The 23554-nt window shown below is 66.6% G+C and carries 24 protein-coding genes; 12 read left to right on the top strand and 12 right to left on the bottom strand.

All coding sequences use genetic code 11. The annotated features are described in order from the left end of the window. The first annotated feature begins 45 nt into the window (after positions 1–45). Entirely contained in the window at positions 46–495 is a 450-nt protein-coding gene (locus TX88_RS05230) for an STAS domain-containing protein (RefSeq protein ID WP_044515141.1), read from the top strand. Between the two features lie 174 nt (positions 496–669). Here the strand turns inward: TX88_RS05230 and TX88_RS05225 are convergent, their stop codons facing one another. Next, the gene (locus tag TX88_RS05225) at positions 670–2115 is read right to left on the bottom strand and encodes a DUF1254 domain-containing protein (RefSeq protein WP_409365848.1); all 1446 of its coding nucleotides are present in this window, start codon (positions 2113–2115) and stop codon (positions 670–672) included. 174 nt (positions 2116–2289) lie between these two features. Here TX88_RS05225 and TX88_RS05220 point away from each other — a divergent pair, with 174 nt between their 5' ends. The 3 genes from TX88_RS05220 to TX88_RS05210 all read left to right on the top strand — a co-directional run bounded on the left by TX88_RS05220 (position 2290) and on the right by TX88_RS05210 (position 4137). Continuing rightward, positions 2290–3306, top strand: coding sequence for an AraC family transcriptional regulator (locus TX88_RS05220; RefSeq protein ID WP_044515140.1), 1017 nt, complete (start codon positions 2290–2292; stop codon positions 3304–3306). Positions 3307–3472: 166 nt separating this feature from the next. Continuing rightward, positions 3473–3826: a heme-binding protein gene (locus tag TX88_RS05215; RefSeq protein ID WP_044519118.1), complete on the top strand. Its 354-nt coding sequence runs from the start codon at positions 3473–3475 to the stop codon at positions 3824–3826. Continuing rightward, entirely contained in the window at positions 3823–4137 is a 315-nt protein-coding gene (locus tag TX88_RS05210) for a hypothetical protein (RefSeq protein WP_209446952.1), read from the top strand. Before TX88_RS05215 ends, TX88_RS05210 begins: the two co-directional genes overlap by 4 nt. Position 4138: 1 nt before the next feature. Here TX88_RS05210 and TX88_RS05205 read toward each other — a convergent pair whose 3' ends face one another. The 4 genes from TX88_RS05205 to TX88_RS05190 all read right to left on the bottom strand — a co-directional run bounded on the left by TX88_RS05205 (position 4139) and on the right by TX88_RS05190 (position 7146). Further along, the gene (locus tag TX88_RS05205; RefSeq protein ID WP_044519117.1) at positions 4139–5350 is read right to left on the bottom strand and encodes a CaiB/BaiF CoA transferase family protein; all 1212 of its coding nucleotides are present in this window, start codon (positions 5348–5350) and stop codon (positions 4139–4141) included. An 84-nt stretch (positions 5351–5434) separates the two neighbouring features. Then, positions 5435–6175, bottom strand: a complete 741-nt coding sequence (locus tag TX88_RS05200; RefSeq protein WP_044515136.1) for an SDR family NAD(P)-dependent oxidoreductase — start codon at positions 6173–6175, stop codon at positions 5435–5437. Positions 6176–6236: 61 nt separating this feature from the next. Beyond that, positions 6237–6575, bottom strand: coding sequence for a nuclear transport factor 2 family protein (locus TX88_RS05195; protein ID WP_084621819.1), 339 nt, complete (start codon positions 6573–6575; stop codon positions 6237–6239). Positions 6576–6639: 64 nt separating this feature from the next. Continuing rightward, positions 6640–7146 (bottom strand): MarR family winged helix-turn-helix transcriptional regulator, encoded by a 507-nt coding sequence (locus tag TX88_RS05190; protein WP_244438366.1) that lies wholly within the window; start codon positions 7144–7146, stop codon positions 6640–6642. A gap of 63 nt (positions 7147–7209) precedes the next feature. Between TX88_RS05190 and TX88_RS05185 the strand changes: the two genes are divergently transcribed. From TX88_RS05185 to TX88_RS05175, 3 genes are all read left to right on the top strand, one after another. Then, entirely contained in the window at positions 7210–7707 is a 498-nt protein-coding gene (locus TX88_RS05185; RefSeq protein ID WP_044515133.1) for a nitroreductase family deazaflavin-dependent oxidoreductase, read from the top strand. A gap of 69 nt (positions 7708–7776) precedes the next feature. Then, a complete protein-coding gene (locus tag TX88_RS05180) occupies positions 7777–9666 on the top strand; it encodes an acyl-CoA dehydrogenase family protein (RefSeq protein ID WP_044515132.1) in 1890 nt (629 codons plus the stop codon). 177 nt (positions 9667–9843) lie between these two features. After that, positions 9844–10125: a hypothetical protein gene (locus TX88_RS05175; RefSeq protein WP_235732705.1), complete on the top strand. Its 282-nt coding sequence runs from the start codon at positions 9844–9846 to the stop codon at positions 10123–10125. Positions 10126–10133: 8 nt separating this feature from the next. Here the strand turns inward: TX88_RS05175 and TX88_RS05170 are convergent, their stop codons facing one another. Further along, positions 10134–11588 carry an NAD-dependent succinate-semialdehyde dehydrogenase gene (locus TX88_RS05170; RefSeq protein ID WP_044515129.1) on the bottom strand — a complete coding sequence of 485 codons (1455 nt, stop codon included), beginning with the start codon at positions 11586–11588 and terminating at the stop codon, positions 10134–10136. 33 nt (positions 11589–11621) lie between these two features. Beyond that, on the bottom strand, positions 11622–12968 hold the full coding sequence (gabT, locus tag TX88_RS05165) for a 4-aminobutyrate--2-oxoglutarate transaminase (protein ID WP_044515127.1): 1347 nt from the start codon (positions 12966–12968) through the stop codon (positions 11622–11624). A gap of 112 nt (positions 12969–13080) precedes the next feature. On the opposite strand from gabT, the gene TX88_RS05160 reads away from it, so the two are divergent. Further along, the gene (locus TX88_RS05160; protein WP_044515125.1) at positions 13081–14559 is read left to right on the top strand and encodes a PucR family transcriptional regulator; all 1479 of its coding nucleotides are present in this window, start codon (positions 13081–13083) and stop codon (positions 14557–14559) included. Here TX88_RS05160 and TX88_RS05155 read toward each other — a convergent pair. From TX88_RS05155 to TX88_RS05145, 3 genes are read right to left on the bottom strand one after another with little or no spacing between them, the layout of a single operon-like run. Then, on the bottom strand, positions 14549–15355 hold the full coding sequence (locus tag TX88_RS05155; protein ID WP_044515124.1) for an acyl-CoA thioesterase: 807 nt from the start codon (positions 15353–15355) through the stop codon (positions 14549–14551). The genes TX88_RS05160 and TX88_RS05155 overlap by 11 nt on opposite strands. 54 nt (positions 15356–15409) lie before the next feature. Beyond that, a complete protein-coding gene (locus TX88_RS05150; RefSeq protein WP_044515122.1) occupies positions 15410–16576 on the bottom strand; it encodes an acyl-CoA dehydrogenase family protein in 1167 nt (388 codons plus the stop codon). Then, positions 16576–17799 (bottom strand): MFS transporter, encoded by a 1224-nt coding sequence (locus tag TX88_RS05145; RefSeq protein ID WP_044515120.1) that lies wholly within the window; start codon positions 17797–17799, stop codon positions 16576–16578. The genes TX88_RS05150 and TX88_RS05145 overlap by 1 nt, the downstream gene beginning before the upstream one ends. 74 nt (positions 17800–17873) lie before the next feature. Here TX88_RS05145 and TX88_RS05140 point away from each other — a divergent pair, with 74 nt between their 5' ends. Genes TX88_RS05140 through TX88_RS05125 form a run of 4 tightly spaced genes read left to right on the top strand, consistent with a single transcriptional unit; the run spans position 17874 to position 20011 of the window. Next, positions 17874–18428, top strand: coding sequence for an RNA polymerase sigma factor (locus TX88_RS05140; protein ID WP_044515119.1), 555 nt, complete (start codon positions 17874–17876; stop codon positions 18426–18428). Then, positions 18421–19032 (top strand): methylated-DNA--[protein]-cysteine S-methyltransferase, encoded by a 612-nt coding sequence (locus TX88_RS05135; protein WP_044515117.1) that lies wholly within the window; start codon positions 18421–18423, stop codon positions 19030–19032. Before TX88_RS05140 ends, TX88_RS05135 begins: the two co-directional genes overlap by 8 nt. Next, positions 19029–19748 (top strand): 2OG-Fe(II) oxygenase, encoded by a 720-nt coding sequence (locus TX88_RS05130; protein ID WP_044515116.1) that lies wholly within the window; start codon positions 19029–19031, stop codon positions 19746–19748. Before TX88_RS05135 ends, TX88_RS05130 begins: the two co-directional genes overlap by 4 nt. After that, positions 19745–20011 carry an Ada metal-binding domain-containing protein gene (locus TX88_RS05125; RefSeq protein ID WP_044515114.1) on the top strand — a complete coding sequence of 89 codons (267 nt, stop codon included), beginning with the start codon at positions 19745–19747 and terminating at the stop codon, positions 20009–20011. Before TX88_RS05130 ends, TX88_RS05125 begins: the two co-directional genes overlap by 4 nt. On the opposite strand, the gene TX88_RS05120 is transcribed toward TX88_RS05125, so the two are convergent. Together TX88_RS05120 and TX88_RS05115 are read right to left on the bottom strand one after the other, a co-directional pair. Further along, on the bottom strand, positions 20008–22902 hold the full coding sequence (locus TX88_RS05120; protein WP_044515112.1) for an MMPL/RND family transporter: 2895 nt from the start codon (positions 22900–22902) through the stop codon (positions 20008–20010). The two genes, TX88_RS05125 and TX88_RS05120, sit on opposite strands and share 4 nt — an antisense overlap. Next, positions 22899–23312 carry an MmpS family transport accessory protein gene (locus TX88_RS05115; RefSeq protein WP_044515111.1) on the bottom strand — a complete coding sequence of 138 codons (414 nt, stop codon included), beginning with the start codon at positions 23310–23312 and terminating at the stop codon, positions 22899–22901. Before TX88_RS05115 ends, TX88_RS05120 begins: the two co-directional genes overlap by 4 nt. Between the last annotated feature and the right edge of the window lie 242 nt (positions 23313–23554).

The raw sequence follows: 23554 nt of genomic DNA, 5'->3' as shown, positions 1-23554 counted from the left end.
GACGGAGCTCAGCCAGAGCTCAAGAAAGACGGCGGGAGGCTGATCATGACATTCACGAACAACACCCCGGCAATGGATCGACACTTTCGGTACGGGAACTCGGCAGTCATCTGCGAGGGCGCATCAATGCGCGCGCAGTGCCGCCAACTGGCGACAGTGGTGACCATCAAGGGAGACGTCGACAGCAACAACATCGACCAGATCGCGTCGTATGTGAATCGGTTCATCCTCGCGGAGAAGCCCTTGGCGCTCGATCTGAGTGGCGTGAACAGCTTTGATCCGCAGGCGATCTCGCTGTTCTACGACATCGATGAAAAGTGCGGCGCACTGGGCGTGGACTGGACGGTAGTCGCCAGCCAGCCAGTCGTCGGCGAGATCCACCACCAGGACGTGGACGTACCGCTCAGCTCGTCGGTGCCCGAAGCTCTGCATCACTTCGCCGAAGGCAACACGGCACGCCGCCGGTTGCTCCCCCTGCTTATCAAGAGCGCCTGAGAGAAAGGCCAACGCAATGTTGATCGATGTTCGCTGGTTGACCCGCCTGCTTCGCCATCGTCGCCGGGCGGCGCACATCTAGTCGCTCGCACTTCAGACAACGTCCGAAATGGCTGCCAGACCCGGTCTGGCAGCCATTTCGCGTCATTTATGGCAAATCCCTGGCAAGCAGTCTCACTGAACCTTTGTGATCGCGGGCGGCTTCCACGTGCCGTCGATGATCGACGGTGAGGTTTCCTTCGGCCAGTACAGCCGCAGCATCAGGTTGAACTTGCCTGCCGGTGCGGGCAGCCAGTTGGCTTCCTTGCCCGGGCCGGGGTTCTCGTGCTGCAGATAGAGGTCGACGGACCCGTCGGGGTTGGTGACGAAGGTGTTCCGCTGGCTCAGGTTGTAGCGGTTGAGCGGGTTGTCGACGAAGAAGTAGGCCTCGTCGTACATGGTCAGCGACCAGAACCCGTTGACGGGCGGGAACTGGCCCTTGTCGAAGTGCACCGTGTACTTGCCGGCGCCGTCGTAGGCCTGGCCGCCGGCGTCGGCTTCCGAGGTCGGGTAGACCGCGTCCTGGGGCCGGTTGGCACCCAGGCCGATGGCGGTGATCAACGCGCGCTGCAGATAGTCGGTGCCGTACTGGCCGGTCTCTGTGGTGAACCGCCAGCCGTTGACGTTCTCCAGGTCTTTGAAGCGGGCCATGATCTTCTCGAAGCCCTCTTTGGGCACCGACTGCAACGCCGCGGCCACGTCGGGACCGAGCTTGCCGATGTCGAACTTCTCCCCCGCGACGATGCCGAGTTCGGCCATCTTGTCCACGATCAGCCGGTCGCCCTCGGTCGGCGGGTTGTCCTTCATCAACGTGGCCAGCAGGTCGAAGTACGCTTCGGTGCTCAGATTGTTGACCTGGTCGCGGACCGGCGTCTTCATGTCGATGGTCGGATCGACCTTGCCCGCCGGCGGGGTGTACGGCTTGCCGTATGAACTGAGCGGTGCCAGCGAGATCTCGTCCTGCAACTTGTGCACAGCGGCGTAGTCCTCGGGCGTGCCGTCGCAGTAGATACGGCCCAGCAGCCACACGGTCGAGGTGGGTGACTTGTACTCCTTCACGCCGGCGGGCAGCGTGCCTTTCCAGCCCGGACCGGTGATGGCGTAGGTCTGCGGGTCCGTCCCGGTCGTGCGCTTCCCCGGAACCTCGAAGACATTGGTGTAGCCGTCGAGCATCGGGAACAGGTAGTAGCGGTCGTGAGCGTCCGGCAACGTGAGCACCCACGGCTCGTCTTTGACGTCGATGAATCCGTTTGTGTACAGCGTGTCGGCGTTGGGCGCGGTGACGTCGCGGAACTGGGCGCTCGGGTACTCGCGCATCCGCATCAACTGCCCCATCGGTGCCCGTGGCGCCTCAACCTGGGCGACATTGGTCATCACGCGTCGCGTCATCTCAACGGTGACAAGGGGATACCCGTAGACGTAGGCATCCAGGGCGATGGCCTTGGCCTGGTCGGGCGTCAACTGCCCGGGCCCGGACTGCTCGCCTTGATCTGACGAAGGAGAACACGCCAGGGTGCCCATCACCACGATCGCGGTGCCGAGCGCGACGAACCGCTTGACCACGCGCCTGTCCTTTTTCACGAAAAGTCATTCCTCTCTTGGGTTTTCCGCCGACCAGCGGTACACGACGCGGGTGCGCCGGTCACTGGTTGGGCAAGCCGCGCAGCCGATTCACCCCGACCCGGGCATTCACTTTGCAGCAAACCGACAACATCTGTCTTGACATTCCAGGACAAATCTTTGACAGTCTGGGACATGGCCGTGATTCGGGGGACGGCGCTCACGAATTTTCACCAGCTCGTCACCGAACTCGGCGGGGACAGTCGCGCTCTGGTCGCTGCCGCCCACATCCCCTACGACGACGTCGGTCGCCACGACCGCTTCATCTCGCTTCCCAACGGCGCGCAGATGCTCGAGCACACCGCCACCGCACTCGAAACCCCAGACTTCGGACGGCGTTTGGCACTCCGTCAAGGCATCGACATCCTGGGTCCCGTCGGGCTTGCGGGTCGCAATGCCGCCACTGTTGCCGAAGCCTTCATGATTTTCGACAAGTTCATGGCGGCCTACAGCCCCTCGATCACCGCGCGCGTGACCACACATCTCGATCCGGATCTACGACGCTTCGAGTTCGAATATCTTCTCGACCCGTCACCTCCGCAAGCCCAGGCCATCGAGCTGTCCCTGGGCGTCACTCTTCGGGTACTGCGACTGTTCCTCGGCGCAGCCTACCGGCCTGTCGCGGTGCACCTGCCCCATCCCGCGCTGACTTCCGCCGACCACTATCAGAACTACTTCGGCTGCCCGCCAAGCTTTTTCGAGCCTGTCGCAGGCTTCACCCTGCGCACCACCGACCTGCAGCGCCCACTGCCCGCCGATCAACTCGCCCACCAGACCGCGGTCGATTACCTCGCCCAGGTGATGGGCGAATTCAACCCGGCGACCAGCCAACTGGTGCGCACCCTGGTGCGCCAGCTCCTGCCCACCGGGGCCATCGGCCTGACCGACATCGCCGGTCACATCGGTCTCCACCCCAAGGCACTACAGCGGCGGCTGCGCGCCGAGAACACCACATTCGCCGACCTGGTCGACCAGACCCGGCGCGATTCCGCGCAACGCCTGCTGCTCGACACCGATCTCGGCCTCGACCAGCTGTGCCGCCAACTCGGCTACGCCGAGCAGAGCGTCCTCACCCGGTCCTGCAAACGGTGGTTCGGCACGACTCCCACGGCCTACCGCAACACCCGGATCGCGTCGCCGCCTCGGCCCTGAACACCGGCCCACCAAGCCGAACCACATCTTTGCCGAGCGAACAATCCATCGCGCATACCCCTTCCCACCTGCTAATGTTCGGCCCGCCGGGCGATGCAATCGGCACCTGCCCACCTCGGGAAGGAGTCCCGCTGTGTCCCGCACACTTTCCACGGTGCGCTACGGAATGGTCCCGGCTTTCGCGGCCGGCGCCGTCGGGGTCGCTGTCGGTCTGTTCAGCCCCGTGACCGCCGTGGCCGACCCGCCGCCGCGCCCGCCCGACTGCACGGCCGCCGACCTCGCAGGCATCGCCTCGGGCGTCGCCGCCTCGACGTCGACATACCTGTTCACCCACCCGGATGTGAACGATTTCTACACAAGTCTGCGAGGCCGTCCGGACGAGGAGACCCCGGAGGCCACTCGCGCCTTCTTCGACGCCAACCCGCAGGCCCACGCCGACCTCGCCGGAATCCGTCAACCACTCACCGATTTCCGAGCCCGGTGCGGTATCAAGGCACCTGATCAGCCATTAGGACAATGATGAACACCCCAACGCCTCGATCGTCCTGGCTCCGCGCGGCCATCGTCGCGCTCGCCTTCACCGCGCTGCCCGGCGCCATCGTCCTGGCCGCCCCGGCCGGGACCGCCAACGCCGACGTATGCGCGAGTGCCGGCCGGCGGATCTCGGTGGGCGGCTGCGTCAACATCGCCGATGCGGTCTCCCCGTACGTGCCACCGCCGACGTACTACGCGCCGCTCCCCGAGGACCCGCCACCACCGCCGCCGGGCGCGAACGTCAGCGGCTGCATCGGCTACAACGGCCGGTGGGTGCACGCGGGCGGCTGCAACTAGCTCAGGCGATCGCGCCGGAGTCCTTGAGCTCGCTGATCCGATCCCAGTCGATGCCGAGTTCCATCAGGACGATCTCGGTGTGCTCGGAGGCCTGTGGCGCGCGCGTGGTCTCCAGGGGTTCGTGATTGAACTGCACGGGCCCTCGCACGACCTTGAACGGCTTGCCGCCGTCGGTGGCCTCCACCTCGACGATCATGTCGTTGGCGACGGCCTGATCGTCACCGGCGAGGTCGACCAGGCTCTGGAACGGCGCCCATTGGCCCTTCATGGTCTTGAGATGCTGGCGCCAGTACTCGAACGGCTTGCTGCCGATCGCCTGCGCGATGAGTTCGACGCCTTCCGAGGCATTCTCGATCAGCGGCATCACGTCGCAGAACCGCGGGTCGTCGGCCAATTCGGGCAGACCGAGGTGTTCGAAGGCATCGCGGATGTAGCCGGTCGGACTGACGATGCACAGGTTGATGGTGCCTCCGTCGGAAGTCCGGTAGTTGGCCATGAACGGGTTGACCGAGGTGGCATCGTCCGGCATCAGAGAGCGCATCGTCTCACCTGTCTCCATGCCCTGGGTGACGCTGGCACCGGCTGCCCACCAGGCGGTGCTGAGCAGCGAGACGTCGATCTCGGCGGTTTCTCCGGTGCGCTCCCGGTGGAACAAGGCCGCGGCGATGCCACCGGCGATGTTCATCCCGCCGATCGAATCGCCGAAGGCTGGGATGCCCTGGGACAGAGCACCGTTGATCGCCTCCGGCGTGAGGGCGTGCCCGACGCCGCTGCGGGTCCAGAACGCGGTGCCGTCGAAGCCGCCGGTGTCGCGCTCCGGCCCCTTGTCTCCGTACGCACTGCCGCGGGCATAGATGATGTTCGGGTTCACCGCGCGGATGTGCTCGACGTCGAACTTGTTCTTCTGCCGTTGGGCGGGCAGGTAATTGGTGAGGAACACATCGGCGGTCTTGGCGATCTCGTACAGGATCTCCTGGCCGCCGGGGGTCGAGACGTCGATGCCGACGCTGCGCTTGCCGCGGTTCGGGTGCTCGATGAGCGGATGCCGGTTGGGGTCGAGCTGGAATCCGCCCATGTTGATGAAGCCGCGCTGGGTGTCGCCGCGCACCGGGTGCTCCACCTTGATGACGTCGGCGCCCCAGTCCGCGAGGATGGCCCCCGCCGCCGGTACGAAGGTGAACTGAGCGACCTCAAGCACCCGCACGCCCTGCATGACCTTGATCAACGCGGCTCCTAACCGTCGGACTTACGGTAAGTGTAGCGGGACGGTTTCCGGCGGACGGAGCCTGCACTGGCGTCAGATCTGAATCTGCCCGCCGTCGACGGCCAACTCCGCCCCGGTCATGAAGCTGCTCTGATCCGAGGCCAGGAACAGCACGGCAGAGGCGATCTCCTCGGGGCGGCCGAGCCGCTTCATCGGCACCTGCGCGGCCATACCGTCGAGCAGATCCTGCTTCTGGTCAGCCGGCGCCAAACCCGTCAGCCCAGGCGTTTCGATCGGCCCGGGCACGACGGTGTTGACGCGGATCTTGCGGTCGGCCAGTTCAGCAGCCCAGGTGCGGCCGAGCGAGCGGATGGCCGCCTTGGATGCCGCGTAGAGCCCGAACGCGGGCACCCCCTCGGAAGCGGCGGTGGAGCCGGCGAGGACGATCGAGGCGCCCTCGTTGAGCAGCGGCAGCACCTTCTGCACCGTGAACACCGTGCCGGCCACGTTGCGATCGAAGTTGTCCCGGTAGTGCTCCGGGGTGACGTCGGCGAGCGTCGCGAAGTCGCCGCCGCCCGCGTTGGCGAAGACGACGTCGAGCCCCCTGCCGCGCTTGCCGATCTCCTCGGCGAGGGTGTCGAGCTCGTCGATCTTGCTGATGTCGCTCTGGATGCCGTGGGCGCCGATGGAGGCGGCCGCGTCGTCCAGGCGGGCGCGGTCGCGGCCGGTGATGAAGACGTAGGCACCTTCGTCGGCGAGCCGTCGTGCGGTGGCCAGGCCGATGCCCGAGGTTCCTCCGGTGACCAGTGCCGTCTTGCCGTCGAGCTGTCCCATGATCGGACTCCGTTCGTGTGTGGTTCGTGTTCCGACCGCTACAACATAAGTGACATATCACCTATTCCGGAGAGTTCAGCACTGTCCACATCCGAACGATTCGCTCACTCGATATCTCGGCCACGTCGAAGCCCGATGCCACCGCGACATCGTCCGCGGTGCGCACTTCCCAGGCCAGAAATCCGAGCCCGCGAGTCTTGCGGACTGGACCAGCCTTCACGAAATGCAGCCCCTCCAGCCTTTCCTGCAGCTCAGCCGCTTTGGCGTTGAGCTCGTCGTGTCCGGTGGCAACGCCGTCATCGTCGATCCACTGCACGTCGTCCGCGTAGGTGGTCGCAATGGCTTCAGCGCGGAGCTTCGGGTCGCGCTGGTCGAACACGGCGAGAAGATTGGCCTCCATGAGGCGGGTAGTGACGTCACCCATTGCTCCACTCCTGACTTTTAGGTGATAGTTCACCTAAATGCTAGCTCGGCGCGGCAGGTAGTGAGCTGTTGTGATTGAGGTTGACGTGGATATGTTCGAGTGCCGCGGTGAACGGTGCCAGCAGGTTGTCGGGCAGTGGATCGAAGAAGAGGCTGCGCACCAGATCGACATGGGCGGGCGCGGCCTCCTCGATGGCCCGCTGCCCGGTCTCGGTGAGCATGACATTGGTCGTGCGGCCGTCCTCGGCGCTGGGGCGGCGTTCGGTCAGGCCGCGTTCCTCCATGCGCCGCAACTGATGTGAGAGCCGACTGCGCTCCCAGCCGATCTGCGCGGCGAGATCGCCGACGCGCATGCCCTCGTCACGCGCGCTCAACGCCACCAGCACGTCGTAGTCGGCCAGCGACAACCCGGAGTCGGCCTGCAACTGGCGGTTCATCTCGTAGTTCATCCGCAGTTGCACGCGCATGTAGGCGATCCAGGCGCGCTGCTGCTTCGGCGTCAGCCACCCCTGCTTCGGTGATGTGTCCCGCACTTTTCTCGGCGTCACTTCGTCAGTATGACGGTCCGCGCATCGGCGGGTCATCCTCCACAACGCTCCTATGCTGACCGGATGGGACTCCTCCGCGCGGTGGCCGGCAGTCCGTATTCGTATCGGCTGCTGCTCAAATGGCACCGGTTGCTCCCGCCGGTCGAGCGCCTGCTGCGCCGGTTCAGCCGCGGTCGGATCGGCGTACTCGAGCTGGCCGGGCTGCCGTCGCTCCAATTGACGGTTACCGGGCGCAAGTCGCGGATCCCGCGGACCGTCACCGTTCAATACGTTCCGGACGGCCACGCGCTGCTTGTTGTCGGCTCCAACTGGGGACTCGCGGAACATCCGGAGTGGGCACGCAATCTCGGGGCCACCGGCCACGCTTACGTCGATCGCGACGGCCACCGCGAAACCGTCCGCGTCGAGCTGCTTGCCGGCACGGAACGTCAGCGCGCGTGGCACACCATTCTCGATTTCTGGCCCAATTACGCATTGGCGCAGGAACGGGCGGGCGACCGCACTTTTCGGATCTTCGCACTATGGCCGGACGCCTCCACCTCACCCGAGGGCGTGACCTGACCGAATGCCGGGTACCCCACCCCCGAACGGGGTTACCGTCGAGTAGGGCCCGATATATGGAGGCCGGTGATGACCGCTACCGGAGAAGTCAACGAACGACAGGCCAGGCAGGTCGCCGAGGAAGCGCGGGAAGCGCAGTGGCACCAGCCCAGCTTCGGCAAAGAACTGTTCCTCGGCAGATTGCGGCTGGATCTGGTCCATCCGTACCCGCGTGGTCCCGCCGAGGCGACAGAGCACGGCGAGGCATTTCTGGCCAAGCTGCGCGCGTTCTGCGAGACGCAGATCGACGCCGCCGTGATCGAACGCGACGCGCAGATCCCGGACAAGGTGATCCGGGGCCTGAAGGAGCTCGGCGCGTTCGGGATGAAGATCTCCCCCGAATACGACGGGCTCGGCCTGTCTCAGGTGTACTACAACAAGGCACTCACCCTGGTCGGCTCGGTCCACCCCGCGCTGGGCGCCTTGCTGTCGGCGCACCAGTCGATCGGGGTACCGCAGCCGGTGTCGATGTTCGGGACAGCCGAGCAGAAGCGCACCTGGCTGCCCCGGTGCACGCGGGAGATCAGCGCGTTCCTGCTGACCGAACCGGACGTCGGCAGTGACCCGGCCCGGCTGCACGCCACCGCCACGCCGGACGGCGAGGACTACCTGCTCAACGGGGTCAAACTCTGGACCACCAACGGTGTCATCGCGGACCTGCTCGTGGTGATGGCTCAGGTGCCCGCGAGCGACGGGCATCGCGGCGGTATCACCGCATTCGTCGTCGAGGCGGATACGCCCGGCATCGTTGTCACGAACCGCAACGCGTTCATGGGACTACGCGGAATCGAGAACGGTCTGACCAAGCTGACCGACGTGCGGGTACCGGCCGCAAACCGCATCGGCCGCGAGGGAGAAGGGCTCAAGATCGCCCTGACCACGCTCAACGTAGGACGCCTGTCGCTGCCGGCCGTGTGTACCGGAACGGCGAAGTGGAGCCTGAAGATCGCCAGGGAATGGTCGAAGGAACGCGTGCAGTGGGGCCGGCCGGTCGGTGAACACGACGCGGTGGCCGGCAAGGTGGCGTTCATCGCGGCCACCGCCTACGGCATCGAGTCGATGGTCCAGCTCGCCGGCGAATTGGCCGACGCGGGCCGCACCGACATCCGGATCGAGGCCGCGCTGGCCAAGCTCTACGGCTCCGAGATGGCATGGCTGATCGCCGACGAGCTGGTGCAGATTCGTGGCGGCCGCGGCTTCGAGACCGCCGAGTCGCTGGCCGCCCGCGGGGAACGCGGCGTGCCCGTCGAGCAGGTCCTGCGCGATATGCGGATCAACCGGATCTTCGAGGGTTCCACCGAGATCATGCATCTGATGCTGGCCCGCGAGGCGGTCGACGCGCACCTCTCGGTGGCCGGCGACATCATCGACCCGGATGCGGACCTCAGGCAGAAGGCGAAAGCGGCCGCGCAGGCCGGCAAGTTCTACGCCCGCTGGCTGCCCACCCTGGTCACCGGAAAAGGTCAGTTGCCAACGTCATTCACCGAGTTCGGCCCACTGGCCGAGCACCTGCGGTATGTCGAGCGGGCCAGCCGAAAACTCGCCCGCAGCACCTTCTACGCGATGTCGCGGTGGCAGGGCGGGCTGGAACACAAACAACGCTTCCTCGGCCGGGTCGTCGACATCGGGGCAGAGCTGTTCGCGATGACGGCGGCCTGCGTGCGGACCCGCAGCGGCACGCCGGACTCCGCGGTCGACCTCGCCGACGCGTTCTGCCGCCAGTCCCGGGTACGGGCCGAGCAGCTGTTCACCGCACTCTGGGACAACAGCGACGACAGCGACCGCACGCTGGCGCATGAGGTGCTCGCCGGCAGCTACACGTGGCTGGAGGACGGAATCATCGATCCGTCGATCGAAGGGCCGTGGATCGCCCAGGAGGGCGGCGACGTGACAGAGGACGTGCACCGGGTCATCCGGTGAACCAAGTACTTGCAGACGTGAACAATCCACGGGCGCAGGCTTCCTCACGACCCGAGACGCTCGTAGACTCACAGGGTTATGACGACCCCGTCGAACGCGCACGGCCGCGGATGGGGACAGCGGCCGCATTCGCTAGATTCGCTCGATCACCGTCTCTCCCGCAGACAAGCACGTCAGATGAGCCGGCGGTTCGCCGGGGTCGGCGTCGGCATCGCCGCCGCGCGTCTACGCGAAATATCCTGCGGCGCACCCGCCGCCGATGCTGAACTGGCGGGTGTCGAATTTGCCGTCGTCGCAGATGAACTCATGCAGGACGAGCGGATCGCGAAACTGGCGCGCGGCAAGCAGCGCTGCGCGTCGTGGTTCGTGATCATCGTCATGGGGCTGATCATGTTCAGTTCACTGCTGTGCATGGTCGTGCTGATGTTGAGTCTGATGCAGCACTCGGCACCGTTCTGAGCGACCGCTCAGTCGAACGCGACGCTGAAGTACTGCGTCTCCTGGAACTCGTGCAGACCTTCGCGGGCACCTTCGCGACCGAGCCCGCTCTGCTTCATCCCGCCGAACGGGGTCGACGGGTCGGACACGATGCCCCGGTTGATACCGACCATGCCGGCGTCGAAGGACTCCGCGAGCCGCACCGCGTCCTGCAGTCGACCCGCGTAAATGTAAGCCGCCAAACCGTATTCGGTGTCGTTGACCCAGCGCAGGAGATCGTCCTCGTCCTCCCACACCACCACCGGGGCGACGGGCCCGAAGATCTCGTCGGCCAGGATCGCGGCATCCGGGGCGACGCCGGTCAAAAGCGTGGGAGCGACGAACCAGCCCGCGGCCGGCACGTCGGCCTGCGCGGCGATCACGGCACCGTCGGTCACCGCGGCATCGATCGCGGCAGCCACTCGCTGCGCTGCGCGCTCGCTGACCAGCGGACCGATCTGTGACGCCGGATCCGACGCAGGCCCCACGCGCAGTGCCGCGACCTCGGCGCCCAAACCGGCGACGAACTGGTCGACCACCGACGCATGCACGTAGAACCGGTTGGCCGCGGTGCAAGCCTGACCGCCGCCCCGGAACTTGGCCACCATGGCGCCCGCGATGGCCGCCTCGACGTCGGCATCGGCGGTGACGACGAACGGTGCATTGCCGCCGAGTTCCATGCTGGCGTTGACGATCCGGTCGGCAGCCTGCTTGAGCAGCACCCGGCCCACGCCGGTCGAGCCCGTGAACGACACCTTGCGGACCCGGTCATCGCTCAACCAGTTCTCGACCACGGCGGCGGCATCGGTGGTGGGCACCATGTTGACCACACCGTCGGGAACACCTGCGGCCGAAAGGATTCCGGCGATCGCCAGGGCGGTCAGAGGCGTCTCGGCCGCCGGTTTGAGGACCACCGTGCAGCCCGCGGCCAATGCCGGAGCGATCTTGCGCGTGGCCATCGCGGCCGGGAAGTTCCACGGCGTCACCAGCGCGGCGACCCCGACCGGCTTGTGGGTGACCATCGTCCGGGTGCCGCCGGCAGGGCTGACACCGTAGGCGCCGTCGGTCCGCACCGCCTCCTCGGAGAACCAGCGGAAGAACTCGGCGGCATAGCCCACCTCGGCGCGGGCATCGGCCTGCGACTTGCCGTTCTCCGCGCAGATCAGGGCCGCCAGCCGCTCGGTGTCGGCGACCATCAGATCGAACACCCGGCGCAGGATGTCGCTGCGCTGCCGCGGGCTGGTCCTGGCCCAGTCACCGAAGGCCCGGTGCGCGGCGTCGACGGCCGAGCGGGCGTCGGCCACCGTGCCGTCGGCGACCTCGGCGATGGTCAGGCCGCTGGCCGGGTCGTACACCTCGAACGTCGAGGCAGCACCACGGGCCTGCCCGTCGATGAGGATGCCGTGCTTGGCGTCCAGTTCGGCGATCGCATTCTGCGTGTTCACTCACGTCTCCCTGAGGTCGAGCCGGACCGGCGGTCAGCGGGTCTCGGCGAAGATGGCGGCCAGGATGTCCAGCCCCTCCTCGAGCAGGTGGTCAGGCATCGACAGCGGCGGCAGGAACCGCAGCACGTTGCCGTAGGTCCCGCAGGTCAGCACCACCAGGCCCTGGGCGTGGGCGGCGGCGGAGACCTGCTTGGCCAGGTCGGCGTCGGGCTCGGTGGTGCCCGCCTTGACCAGTTCGACGGCGATCATGGCGCCGCGGCCGCGGACCTCGCCGATCCGGGAATCCTCGGCGGCGATCGCCTCGAGCCGGCCGATCATGGTCTTCTCGATCTCCACGGCGCGGGCCAGCAGTCCCTCCCGCTCGATGGTGTCGATGACGGCGAGGGCAGCGGCGCACGCGATCGGGTTGCCGCCGTAGGTACCGCCGAGGCCGCCGGCGTGCGGCGCGTCCATGATCTCGGCGCGCCCGGTGACCGCCGACAGCGGCAGGCCACCCGCGATGCCCTTGGCGGTGACGATCAGATCGGGCACGACGTCGTCGTGCTCGACGGCGAACATCGCGCCGGTGCGGGCGAAGCCCGACTGCACCTCGTCGGCGACGAACACCGCACCGTTGGCGGTACACCAGTTCTGCAGGGCGCGCAGGAAACCCGGTGCGGGCACGATGAACCCGCCCTCGCCCTGAATGGGCTCGATCACCACGGCGGCGACGTTGTCGGCGCCGACCTGCTTGTCGATCAGGTCGAGGGCGCGGGCGGCCGAAGCCGCACCGTCGGTCTCGCCGTCACGGAACGGGAACGACGTGGGCACCCGGTACACCTCACCGGCGAACGGCCCGAACCCGTTCTTGTACGGCTGGTTCTTGGCGGTCATGGCCATGGTGAGGTTGGTGCGGCCGTGGTAGGCGTGGTCGAACACCACGACGGCCTGCCTGCGGGTGTGGGCACGGGCGATCTTGACGGCGTTCTCGACGGCTTCCGCGCCGGAGTTGAACAGCACGCTGCGCTTCTCGTGGTCACCGGGCGTGAGGCGGTTGAGCTCCTCGGCCACCCGCACATAGCCCTCGTACGGGGTGACCATGAAGCACGTGTGGGTGAACGCGGCGACCTGCTCGGTGACGGCCTCGACGACAGCCGGTGCGCTATTGCCCACGGTGGTCACGGCGATGCCGGAGCCGAAGTCGATGAGCTGGTTGCCATCGGCGTCCACGAGGATTCCGCCGCCTGCGGCGACCACGTAGACGGGCAGCGTGGTCCCGACGCCGCCGGCCACCGCAGCGGTCTTCCGTGCCTGGATCTCCTGCGAGATCGGGCCGGGAATGGCGGTGACGAGCCGGCGTTCCTGGGTGACGGCCGCACCTGCGAGCTCAGCGATGGTCACGTGTTCCTCCTGCTGCTGGCGGTTGTTTGTCCTCACGCTAGGGAACCGCGGGCATCGTCGGCAGGTCGGAAGTGCACAAATGGATAGCTGAAATTGTGCAAAACTGGCACCTATGGTTCTGGTCGGCGATGTCCTGGCGGTGCGCGCGCTCGGGTTGGTCGCCGTCGAGGTCTGTCACCGCGACGCACCGGTCCGCTGGGTGGCCACGAGTGAACTCGCCGATCCAGGGCCGTTCCTGGAGGGCGGGGAGATCCTGCTGACCACCGGTCTGGAAACCGGGGACTGGCACGAGCAGTGGGACGGCTACGTGCGCAGACTTGCCGACGCCGGCGTGGCCGCCGTGGGGTTCGCCGTCGGCCTCACCCACGCCGAGACTCCGTCCGCCCTCGCGGCTGCCTGCCGAAGGCACCAGCTGAATCTGTTCGAGGTGCCGCGCCGCACCACCTTCGTCGCGATCAGCCGACACGTCGCACATCTGCTGGAGGAACAGGAGTCGACCGCGACGCGCGAGTCACTCCAGACGCAGCGCAGGCTCATCTCGGCTGCGGCCAAACCCGATCCCGTCGTCGCGGTCATCACCGCACTGGCCGCCGCGCTCGACGGCGCGGCATGCCTGATGAATCCGGACGGCCGGGTCGTGACCGGCCCGGTTGGCGCCCGCCGCAACGAGTTTCCGCTCGACGAGGTCGCCCAGGACGTCAAGCGGTTGCAGGCCCACGGATTGCGTTCGGCTGCAGCGCAGTCCAACCCGACGCTCTCCGTGTCGGTCCATCCCATCGGGCTACGCGGCCGGGCGTCGGCTTATCTGGCCGCGTTGGTGCCCGCCAGGGCATCGGAGGGACAGCGCCAGGCCGTGACGACCGCGGTCGCCCTGCTCGGCCTCATCGACGAACAGGATCGCAGCCGCGCCACGACCCGACAGCACCTTCGCAGCCGAGCGCTGGAGCTGCTCGCCGAAAGCGATGACCGCACGGCTCAATTGGTGTTGGAGGTGGACCAGCCGGCGGCCGAACTGCCGAAGCACATCCGCTTCCTCCGGGCCACCGGAGACGAATCCGCGATCGAGAACGCCATGGCTTCGCTGGAGCGGCGGGGCATCCTCGCCGGCGTATATGCCGGCGAGCTGTGCGCGGTCGTCGCACCCGCACAGGCGAAAGCAACCGGTTCACAGTTGGCCGCGGGCGGCCTCCACGTCGGCGTCGGGAACGCGGTGGCACCCGGCGACGGCGCGACCGGCTATCGCACGGCCGGACTGGCACTCGCCCAGGCCACCGAGGTGTCCGGCGTGGTGCTGTGGGACCAGGTGATCGACAATGGCCCCCTCAGCCTGATCGACCCCGAGAAAGCCGCGGCGTTCGCCGAATCCTGGTTGCACGGGCTCGATTCCGAACAGCTGGAGATCCTGCGTTGCTTCCTGCGCCATCACGGATCACGCCTGAAGGTCGCCGAGGAACTCGGCCTGCACCGCAACACCGTGCGCAACCGTCTCGCGGCCATCGAGGCGGCGCTGCCCGGCAAGCTCGACGATCCGCAGACCCGGGTGAGCGCGTGGATCGCCCTGCAGTCGGCTCCCGACGACCTCAGGCCTTGAAGTAGACGAACTGGTGGCTGGTGGCCAGCAGCACGCCGGAGCGGCCGAACAGGTGCGCGCTCTGGTCGAAGTATCCGCCGGAATATCGGTGTGCCCGTGCCGTTCCCAGCACGAAGTCATCACCCTGGATCGCGAGTTGCTCCTCGTCGGCGTGGAAGTACACCGAGATCGTCACCGTGCCGGCCGGTACGAACTGGCCGTGGCGCAGGAAGACCCGCGGATAGAAGATGTCACTCACCGAGGTCAACGCGGCGAAATCCATTGGCCTGGAGGGCTTGTTCCGCACCCAGAGGGTCGTGGTGGAGCTTGCCGACTCGGCTGGCTCGCCGCCGGTGTCGGGCATCGCCCCGTCGACGAACCGCATGTCGTAGTTGTCGAACCACACCACGCCGAACGGCGGGACCGTCGGCACGATGCCCTCGGGTGCCGGGGCCTGCGGCGCGGTGATCTCGGTGTCCGACCATCCTTGGCGTCGCAGTCCGAACACCGCGGTGGCGGTGGTCTTGACCTCGCCGTCCTGGCTGAGTTCGACGATCCAGTGCTGATTGGAGCGGTTGGTCTTGACGGCCCGGGTCACGATGTCGAACTCGCCGTCGGCGATCGGCGCCACGTAGTTCACCGTCAGGGCGATGGGCTGGCCGTGCCGTTGCGGGTGCAACTCGACCGCCCGCACGAGCGTGGCGGCCGTGATACCGCCGAACGGGCCGACCATGTTCGCCCACTCCGGCACCGTCCGCCCGCGCCACCGGCCGTCACCGGAGGATTCGAGCTCGAGGGCGTTGTCCAAGGGATGCACCCGGCCACAGTACCCAGGCCGCCTCGCGTTGCCCGGCGGCGCCGATGCCGACGGTCAGCCAGTTCGCTTGGCCGGCGCATAGTTCGGCCGGCCCAACCCCAGCGCCTGCTGCGCGATCATGTTGCGGAACACCTCAAGGGTTCCGCCGTAAATACCGGTCGGGCCGGCCAACCGGAAGATGTACTCGGCGGCCCCGTCGCCGGCGGCGCCGGTCGTCCCGACGGGCAAGGCGCCTGCCGATCCGACGATGTCCATGAGATCGGGGGATACCTCGCGCATGGTCTGGGCAATCGCGACGCGACCGTACATGTCGGGGCTGCTCATCGCGGCCTCCAGGCGGGCGATGCCTCGGCCCAGCCGATAGCGCGACGCGGCGTCATCGGCGGCCACGGCCGCTACGCGATCGACCGCCTCGGCCATCAAGGTGATGTGCTCGGTCATGGTGGCGAGCTTCTGCAGGCCGCGGGTCTCGCGTTCGAACGTGCCGTGCTCGAGTTCGAGGGCACCGCGCAGCACCGTCCACCCGCCGTTGACCTCACCGACGCGGTACCGGTCGCTGACTCGCACGTCGCTGTAGTAGGTGATGTTGGTGCGGTCTCCGTCGACGGTGCGCAGCGGCTGGATCTCGACACCCGGGGAATCCAGCGGCACCAGGAACATCGTGAGGCTCTTGTGTTTGGCGGCGGCCGGGTCGGTGTTGGTCAGCAGGAACACGTACTGGGCGTTGTGCGCATTCGAGGTGAACATCTTGGAGCCATTGACAACCCACGTCGATCCATCCGCTTCCCGCACCGCCCGGGTCTTGCAGGTCGCCACGTCGGACCCGCCTTCGGGTTCGGTGTAGCCCAGGCACAGGCGCAGACTCCCGCCCAAGACACCCGGGAGCACTTCGTCGAGCAGTTCGGTCGAGGCGAACTTCTCCATCGTGTGCGCGACCATCGCGGTGGTTCCCCAGTGGAACCACGGGGTGTGGGCCCGGCCGATCTCCAGTTCCCAGATCCGCCGCCGGACCGCACTGAATCCACCGTCGGCCTCGGCTTGGTAGTCACCGGCCAGGTATCCGGCCTCGCCCAGGGCCAGATGCACTGTCTCGTCGAAGTTCTCGCCAGTCTCGCGGTCATGCTCGATCACCTCGTCGGTGACGACCCGGGCCAGGAACGCCCGCAACTCATCGCGGAAGGCCAGGTCCTCCTCGGAGAGCTCGACATGGGAGAAGTCCATCAGGACACCGTGACACTTCCTGGATCATTTGTAAAGACGACCTCGCGCCGGCGCAACAGCAACAGCAGTGCCCCGCCGGCGAAGGCAGCCGCTCCGGCCAGGATCAGGAATCCGTCAAAACTGTTGCTGGTCGCCAGCATGCGGCTCAGCGCGACTGCGCCCAGAGCCGACGAGACCCCGATAACCGCCGACAAGATGCTGAGCACCGTGCTGTAGACACCCAGGTTGAAGTGGCGTGCCACCAGGTAGGCGATCACGTCTCCCTCCGCTCCCCAGGCGGCACCGAGACAGCAGACGGCAACCGTCAGGACACCGATGTGGTCCCACGGCGACGCGATCAGCAGGCAGCCGAGGCCCGGTAGCGCCATCGCCACCGCGGCGACGACCTGCGCGGGTAACCGGTCGAGGGCCACCCCGCAGATGAAGCGTCCGACGATGACGGCGGTGGCGAACACGGTGATGAGTACCGCGACGTGGCCGCCCGCCCCGGCGTCACCCAGCATGATGCCGAGTTGGGTGGTGGTGACCGAGTGGTACAGGTTGCACAGCAGCACGCCCAGCACCAGGATCCAGAACACCCTGCTGCGGCCGATGGCCCGGTAGTCCTTGCCGGCCTTGCGTTCTCCCGCCGATGGCATCGCTTCGCCGTTGCGTCGAGGCACGAGGAGCAAGGCGATGACACCGACCACCGCGATGGTTGCCGCGATGGCCAGGCATCCGGCCCGCCAACCGTAGGTGCGGTTGACGACATCGAGTGCCGGTACACCGACGGCGCCCAGTAACGGTGGGCCTGAGATCGCGATGGCCAGGGCCAGGCCCCGGGCGGCCTGGAAACGGGTCGCGACCAGCCGGCTGTAGATCGCGGGAGTCGTGGTCACCCCGAGCGCGATGAGGACCACGTTGATCACGAAGTACTGCCAGATGGGTCCGGACATCAACGCGTAGGCGATCCAGCATGCGGGCAGACCGATGACACCGATCGATGCGATCCGCCGCACGCCGAAAAGGTCGGCGAGGCGGCCGTAGACCGGCAGGAAAACGAAGGTGAGCAACGTGATCGCGCCGGTCAGTGCGAAGTCCGAGCGGCTCCATCCGAAGGCCGCGAGGAACTGCGGCCCCATCGCGGCGTTCGTGTAGGCGCTGAGGCTCAAGCCGGCGCTGAGACCGGCGGTCGCGGCGGCCAGCGGTTGCCAGTTGGTGCGAAGCTCACCGAAGTAGCTCATAGACCGGTCAGTGTGGCACTGACCGCGGATTGATCTCGATCGCCCCTCGACGCGATGGACGGATTTCACTCACGATGGACACCTCACAAAACTCGGGCATGGAGCGTCTACAGGGTGTGAAAGCCAAACCGCCGTTTGAGACCGTGGTTCGCGACCACGGCCCCACCGTCTATCGGGTCTGTTGCGCCATCGTCGGCGCGCACGACGCCGATGACGCCTGGTCGGAAACGTTTCTGGCGGCACTCAAGGCCTATCCTGACCTCCCGACCGACACGAATTTCGAGGCCTGGCTGGTCACCGTGGCCAACCGCAAGGCCATCGACATCACCCGGACCCGGACTCGCCAACCCGTCCCGACCGACGTCGTCCCCGAAACACCGGGCCCCCGCACCGCCGAGACCTTCGACGACCTGGCCGCCGCGGTGGACCAGCTTCCGCACAAACAGAAACACGCCGTCGCCTACCACTACCTGGCCGGCCTGCCCTATGACGAAATCGCCGAGATCCTCGGCGGCAGCGCCGCGGCCGCACGCCGTGCCTCCAGCGACGGTATCGCCACGCTACGACGCACCTACCTCGGCGAACTCACCGAGGTCGACGCGCCCACGAAAGGAGAGATCCATGAGTAACGAAGGCATCGTCGACGACCTGGCCCGGATCACCCAACCCGAAGCAGGCAAGCTGGCCGACCTGCACATCCGACTCGCGGCCGCTGCCCAGTGCGACGGTCTCCTCGACATCGCCTACCGCACCGTCGACAGCCCGGTCGGGCCGCTGCTGCTGGCCGCCACCGAGCAGGGCCTGGTCCGCGTCGCCTACGCCCGCGAAGACCACGACATCGTCCTGCAGCACCTCGCCGATCAGGTGAGCCCCCGCATCCTGCACGCACCCGCGCGCCTCGACACGGCGGCCCGTGAGCTGGACGAGTACTTCGCCCGGACGCGACGCACCTTCGACCTGCCGCTGGACTGGCGGCTCTCTGCCGGATTCCGCAGCACCGTGTTGCATCACCTGCCCGAGATCGACTACGGGCAGACCGCCAGCTACGCCACCGTCGCGGCCCTGGCAGGCAGCCCCAAAGCGGTGCGCGCCGTGGGTACGGCATGCGCGAAAAACCCACTGCCCGTGGTCATCCCCTGCCACCGCGTCGTCCGCAGCGACGGCGCGATGGGTGGCTACCTCGGCGGCGCGGAGGCCAAACGCCTGCTGCTCGACCTGGAGGCCGCGGCGTGAACCGCGCGAATCCCTGGCAGCAGCAGGTGGATGGCACCGACTGGAGCCGTGTCGGTGACGAACTCGACACCACGGGATGTGCGTTGACGGGGCCGCTCCTGACACCGGCGGACGCCGCGGACATCGTCGCGCTCTACCCCGACGTGGCCCGGTTCCGATCGACGATCGACATGGCGCGCTACCGGTTCGGCGAAGGCCAGTACCGCTACTTCCGGCAGCCCTTTCCGCCGGCCGTGACCGCACTCAAGCGGGCGCTGTATCCACACCTGCTGCCGATCGCGCGCACCTGGTGGGCCCGGCTCGGCCGGGATGCTCCATGGCCGGATGACTTCGACGACTGGCTGCACATGTGCCACGAGGCCGGCCAGACCAAGACGACGGCGATCCTGCTGAAATACGGTGCCGGAGACTGGAATGCGCTACACCGCGACCTCTACGGCGAGTTGATCTTTCCGCTGCAGGTCGTGGTCAACCTGACCGACCCGGACGTCGACTACACCGGCGGCGAGTTCCTGCTCTACGAGCAACGAGCCCGCGCGCAATCGCGCGGTACCGCCACGGTCATCCCCCACGGGCACGGATTGGTTTTCACCACGCGCGACCGGCCGACCAAGTCGGTACGGGGTTGGTCGGCGGCACCCATCCGGCACGGTGTCTCCACCGTCCGTTTCGGGACCAGGTTCACCCTGGGCCTGGTGTTCCATGACGCCGCATGAAGCCCTACATCCTGCTCGGCGCCGACGGTCGCCCACATCTCAGCGGCACACCGGGAACCCTTGGGGGACACCACCGCAGCAAGATCTACGGCCGCCTCGACTGCCCGTCGGCCCGACGCGCCATCGCCGCAGGCGGCTACGTCCGCCACCGGGTGTTCTTCGCCGACGCGCAGAGCGCCGTCTCCGCGGGCTACCGCCCCTGCGCGGTCTGCCTGCCCGCCGCCTACCGGCAGTGGAAGACCGGCAAGGGCGATGAGGCCTAACTCGTGGTCACCGGAAGGGCCGCGGTGTCGTCATCGTCCTCGCGGGGTACCCGTGGCGGTGCGGGCTTGCGGAAGTGGTTGTCCCCGCGGGGATACACCACCTGCGGCCACCAGAACCACCGGCCCAGCAGCGTGGCGATCGACGGCATCAGCAGCGACCGCACGATGAACGTGTCGATCAGCAGACCGATGGCGATGGTCGAACCCATCTGGGCCAGCACGATCAGATCGCTGTAGAGCATGCCCGCCATGGTCGCCGCGAACACCAGTCCGGCGGAGGTGACCACACCACCGGTGCCGCCCATGGACCGGATGATGCCGGTCTTGAGGCCCGCGTGGATCTCGTCCTTGAACCGGGAGACCAGCAGCAGGTTGTAGTCGGATCCGACCGCCAGCAGGATGATGACCGACATCAGCATGACCAGCCATTCGATCGGCTTGCCGAAGAGGTCCTGCCACAGCAGCACCGAGATGCCGAACGATGCCGCGATCGAACTGCCCGCCGTGCCGACGATGACCAGTGCCGCCACCGCGCTGCGCGTCAGGATCAGCATGATGATGAAGATCAGCGTCAGCGCCGAGACCACCGCGATCATCAGGTCGTAGCGGGCGCCGTCGGACATGTCCTTGTAGGTCGCCGCGACACCGCCGAGATAGATCTTGGCGTCCGACAGCGACGACATCTTCAGGGCCTCCTGCGCGGCCTTGCGTTCGGACTCGACCCGCGCGATGCCCTCCACCGTGGCCGGGTCGCTCTGGTGGGTGATGAACATCCGCGCCGACTTCCCGTCGGGCGAGAGGAACATCTTCAAGCCGCGCTCGAAATCGGGGTTCGTGAACGCCTCCGGCGGCAGGTAGAACATGTCGTCGTTCTTGGCGGTGTCGAACGCCGCGCCCATCGACAGCGCGGTGTCGTTCATCGCCTGCATCTGGTCGATCAGGGCCTTCTGCGAGTTGTACGAGGCCAGCGACAGGTCCCGGCTGGTCTTCATCGATGCGATCGTCTGCGGCAGCAGCGCGGTCAGCTTCGGTGCCAGGTCGGCCAATTGGTCGGTGTTGACCTGGACCGACGCTGTCTTGTCGGTCAGTTCGTCGATCCCGTCGAGGGCGTCGAAGACTGACTTCAGCGACGCGCACATGGGTATGTCGAAGCAGTGCGGTTCCCAGTAGAAATAGTTGCGCATCGGCCGGAACTGGTCATCGAAGTTCGCGATGTTGTCCCGCATCTTCTTGGTGACTTCGAGCAGCTCCTGCGACTTGGCCGCCGAGTCCTGCGTCAGCTGGGTCTGCCGGAGGGAGAGCCGGTACTGCTCCTCCATGATGGAGATCGAAACGTTCGTCGCATCAACCATTTTGATCTGGTCGGCCAATTGCTCCCGCTGGAACGGCAGGTTCAGGTTGCTGGTCTGCCCCTGGATCGCGGTCTGGAACGGAATTGAACTGTGCTGGATTGGGATACCCAGCGGACGGGTGATGCTCTGCACCATGGCGATGCCCTCGGTGTGCATCACGTTGCTCGAGATCTTGTTCAGCACCAGCATGTCGGCGGGATTGCGCATGTCGTGATCGGACTCGACCATCAGGATGTCCGGATTCATCCGGGCCTGGGTGAAGTGCCGGTCGGCGGCGGCGAAGCCGATGTTGACGGGGGCATCCGTGGGTAGGTAGTACCGGTCGTTGTAGGCCGGCTTGTAGCCGGGGATGGCCACGATCCCGATCAGCACGACGAACAGACTCGCGACGAAAACCGGTGCGGGCCAACGGACCACCGCGGTGCCGACCTTGCGCCAGAACCTGCTCTTCGGGGGGCGCTTGGACTCGTACAGACCGACCTTGCTGCCGAGGAACAGCACGGCGGGGCCGAGCGTGACGGCGATCAGCACCACGACGATCATGCCGATCGCGACCGGCGCGCCCATGGTGCTGAAGTAGGGCAGCCGCGCGAAGCTCAGGCAGTACGTCGCACCGGCGATGGTCAGGCCCGAACCCACGATGACGGGCGCGACGGATTTGAACGTGGCGTAGTAGGAGTCGTCCTTGTCCAGCCCCATGCCGCGGTCCTCGCGGTATCGGCCGAAGAGAAAGATGCCGTAATCGGTTGCGGCGGCTATCGCCAGCATCGTCAGAATGCTGCCGGCGAAGGTGGTCAGCCCGAACGCGCCGTGCAATGCCAGCACCGACACCACGCCGCGCGCGGTGAGCAGGGCGAGGAATGTCAGGAACAACTGGATCAGCGTCGTGATGATCGAGCGGTAGACGATCAGCAGCATGATCGCGATGGCGGCGAGAGTGATGATGGTGATCATGCCCAGGCTCTCGTTACCGATGACGTGTTCGTCGCGGGTGAGCGCGGCGGGGCCGGCAACGTAGGCCTGCACCCCGTCCGGGGCCTTGGTTTCCTCGATCGCCTTGCGGACCACTTCGACGCCCTCGTTGGCGAGCGTCATGCCCTGCTCGCCGGCCAGGTTGATCATCACGTAGGACGCCTTGCCGTCGGCGCTCTGCGCTCCGGCCGCGGTCAGCGTGTCACCCCAGAAGTCCTGGATGTGCTGGATGTGCTCGGGATCCTGCTGCAGCTTGTGGATGATGTCGTCGTAGTACTTGTGCGCCTCCGGGCCCAGTGGCTTTTGCCCCTCGACCACGATCATGATGGTGCTGTTGGAGTCGAACTCCTGGAAGTTGGCACCCATCAACTTCATCGCCTGCATCGACGGGGCGTCCTCGGGTGCCATCGGTGCGGCGTGCATCTCGCCGACCACCTCAAGCTGAGGGGCGATCACGTTCACCAGTACGGCGATCGCGACCCAGAACAGGATGATCGGCACCGAGAGGACGCGGAGGCTGTGGGCTATCAACGGCCGCTTGCGGTGTGCGTGAGCGGAATTGGTCATGCGGATTTCACCAGGCAGTAGGTCTGGGCATTGATGCCATTAGCTGACTTCTCCTCACGGACAACGTCGTTCACAGTGACCCGGCAACCGATCTCGTCACCGTCGCTCCGGGCCATGAGGTTGGCGCTGACGGTCGGCAACGTGGTCGACAAGGTGACCGACCAGGGCAGCGGTGCGGTGACGTGGTGCACCTTCGCGTCCGGGTCGAAATAGCTGATCTGGGCGGTTGCTCCCGGCGGCCCGTACACGTCGTATACGAGGATCTTCGGATTGAACTGGACGATCTCGATGCCCGCGCCCGCATTCGCATTGAGGTCCTCGGAGCCGAACATCCGATGCAGGCGCGAGACCACCAGACCCGACACCGCAAGCACGACCACCAGAACCAGCGGAATCCAGGCATTCTTCATCAAGCGAGCTCCCCGACCAGGACTCACTGACACCTCCCGACGATTACCCGAACCCGCCGATGGCGATGACCCGCCCCGGCGATCGGCGAATTAGTTCGAATAACTATGTACAGCGTGGACAAACGTTACACCGGTCCACAACCCGCCGCAGTGGCGACCTATTTCCTGTGAACTCGCTGAAAGAAAGCTTGGTGCAGCAGCTTTGGTCATGCAGCTCAACGCTTGTCGACATCCCCAGGCAC

The sequence above is a fragment of the Mycolicibacterium septicum DSM 44393 genome, assembly GCF_000455325.1.
Lineage (GTDB): Bacteria > Actinomycetota > Actinomycetes > Mycobacteriales > Mycobacteriaceae > Mycobacterium > Mycobacterium septicum.
Note: the sequence above shows the minus strand (reverse complement) of the source record. Positions and strands in the feature narration are given on the sequence as shown.

Coding starts and splice junctions, on each gene's coding strand:
- TX88_RS05150 (WP_044515122.1), bottom strand. CDS start 16,576: ATGGACTTCTCCCATGTCGAGCTCTCCGAGGAGGACCTGGCCTTCCGC.
- TX88_RS05180 (WP_044515132.1), top strand. CDS start 7,777: ATGACCGCTACCGGAGAAGTCAACGAACGACAGGCCAGGCAGGTCGCC.
- TX88_RS05205 (WP_044519117.1), bottom strand. CDS start 5,350: ATGCAGGGCGTGCGGGTGCTTGAGGTCGCTCAGTTCACCTTCGTACCG.
- TX88_RS05125 (WP_044515114.1), top strand. CDS start 19,745: ATGAAGCCCTACATCCTGCTCGGCGCCGACGGTCGCCCACATCTCAGC.
- TX88_RS05135 (WP_044515117.1), top strand. CDS start 18,421: ATGAGTAACGAAGGCATCGTCGACGACCTGGCCCGGATCACCCAACCC.
- TX88_RS05185 (WP_044515133.1), top strand. CDS start 7,210: ATGGGACTCCTCCGCGCGGTGGCCGGCAGTCCGTATTCGTATCGGCTG.
- TX88_RS05160 (WP_044515125.1), top strand. CDS start 13,081: ATGGTTCTGGTCGGCGATGTCCTGGCGGTGCGCGCGCTCGGGTTGGTC.
- TX88_RS05220 (WP_044515140.1), top strand. CDS start 2,290: ATGGCCGTGATTCGGGGGACGGCGCTCACGAATTTTCACCAGCTCGTC.
- TX88_RS05120 (WP_044515112.1), bottom strand. CDS start 22,902: ATGACCAATTCCGCTCACGCACACCGCAAGCGGCCGTTGATAGCCCAC.
- TX88_RS05230 (WP_044515141.1), top strand. CDS start 46: ATGACATTCACGAACAACACCCCGGCAATGGATCGACACTTTCGGTAC.
- TX88_RS05145 (WP_044515120.1), bottom strand. CDS start 17,799: ATGAGCTACTTCGGTGAGCTTCGCACCAACTGGCAACCGCTGGCCGCC.
- TX88_RS05215 (WP_044519118.1), top strand. CDS start 3,473: ATGGTCCCGGCTTTCGCGGCCGGCGCCGTCGGGGTCGCTGTCGGTCTG.
- TX88_RS05200 (WP_044515136.1), bottom strand. CDS start 6,175: ATGGGACAGCTCGACGGCAAGACGGCACTGGTCACCGGAGGAACCTCG.
- TX88_RS05140 (WP_044515119.1), top strand. CDS start 17,874: ATGGACACCTCACAAAACTCGGGCATGGAGCGTCTACAGGGTGTGAAA.
- TX88_RS05195 (WP_084621819.1), bottom strand. CDS start 6,575: ATGGAGGCCAATCTTCTCGCCGTGTTCGACCAGCGCGACCCGAAGCTC.
- TX88_RS05175 (WP_235732705.1), top strand. CDS start 9,844: ATGAGCCGGCGGTTCGCCGGGGTCGGCGTCGGCATCGCCGCCGCGCGT.
- TX88_RS05210 (WP_209446952.1), top strand. CDS start 3,823: ATGATGAACACCCCAACGCCTCGATCGTCCTGGCTCCGCGCGGCCATC.
- TX88_RS05115 (WP_044515111.1), bottom strand. CDS start 23,312: ATGAAGAATGCCTGGATTCCGCTGGTTCTGGTGGTCGTGCTTGCGGTG.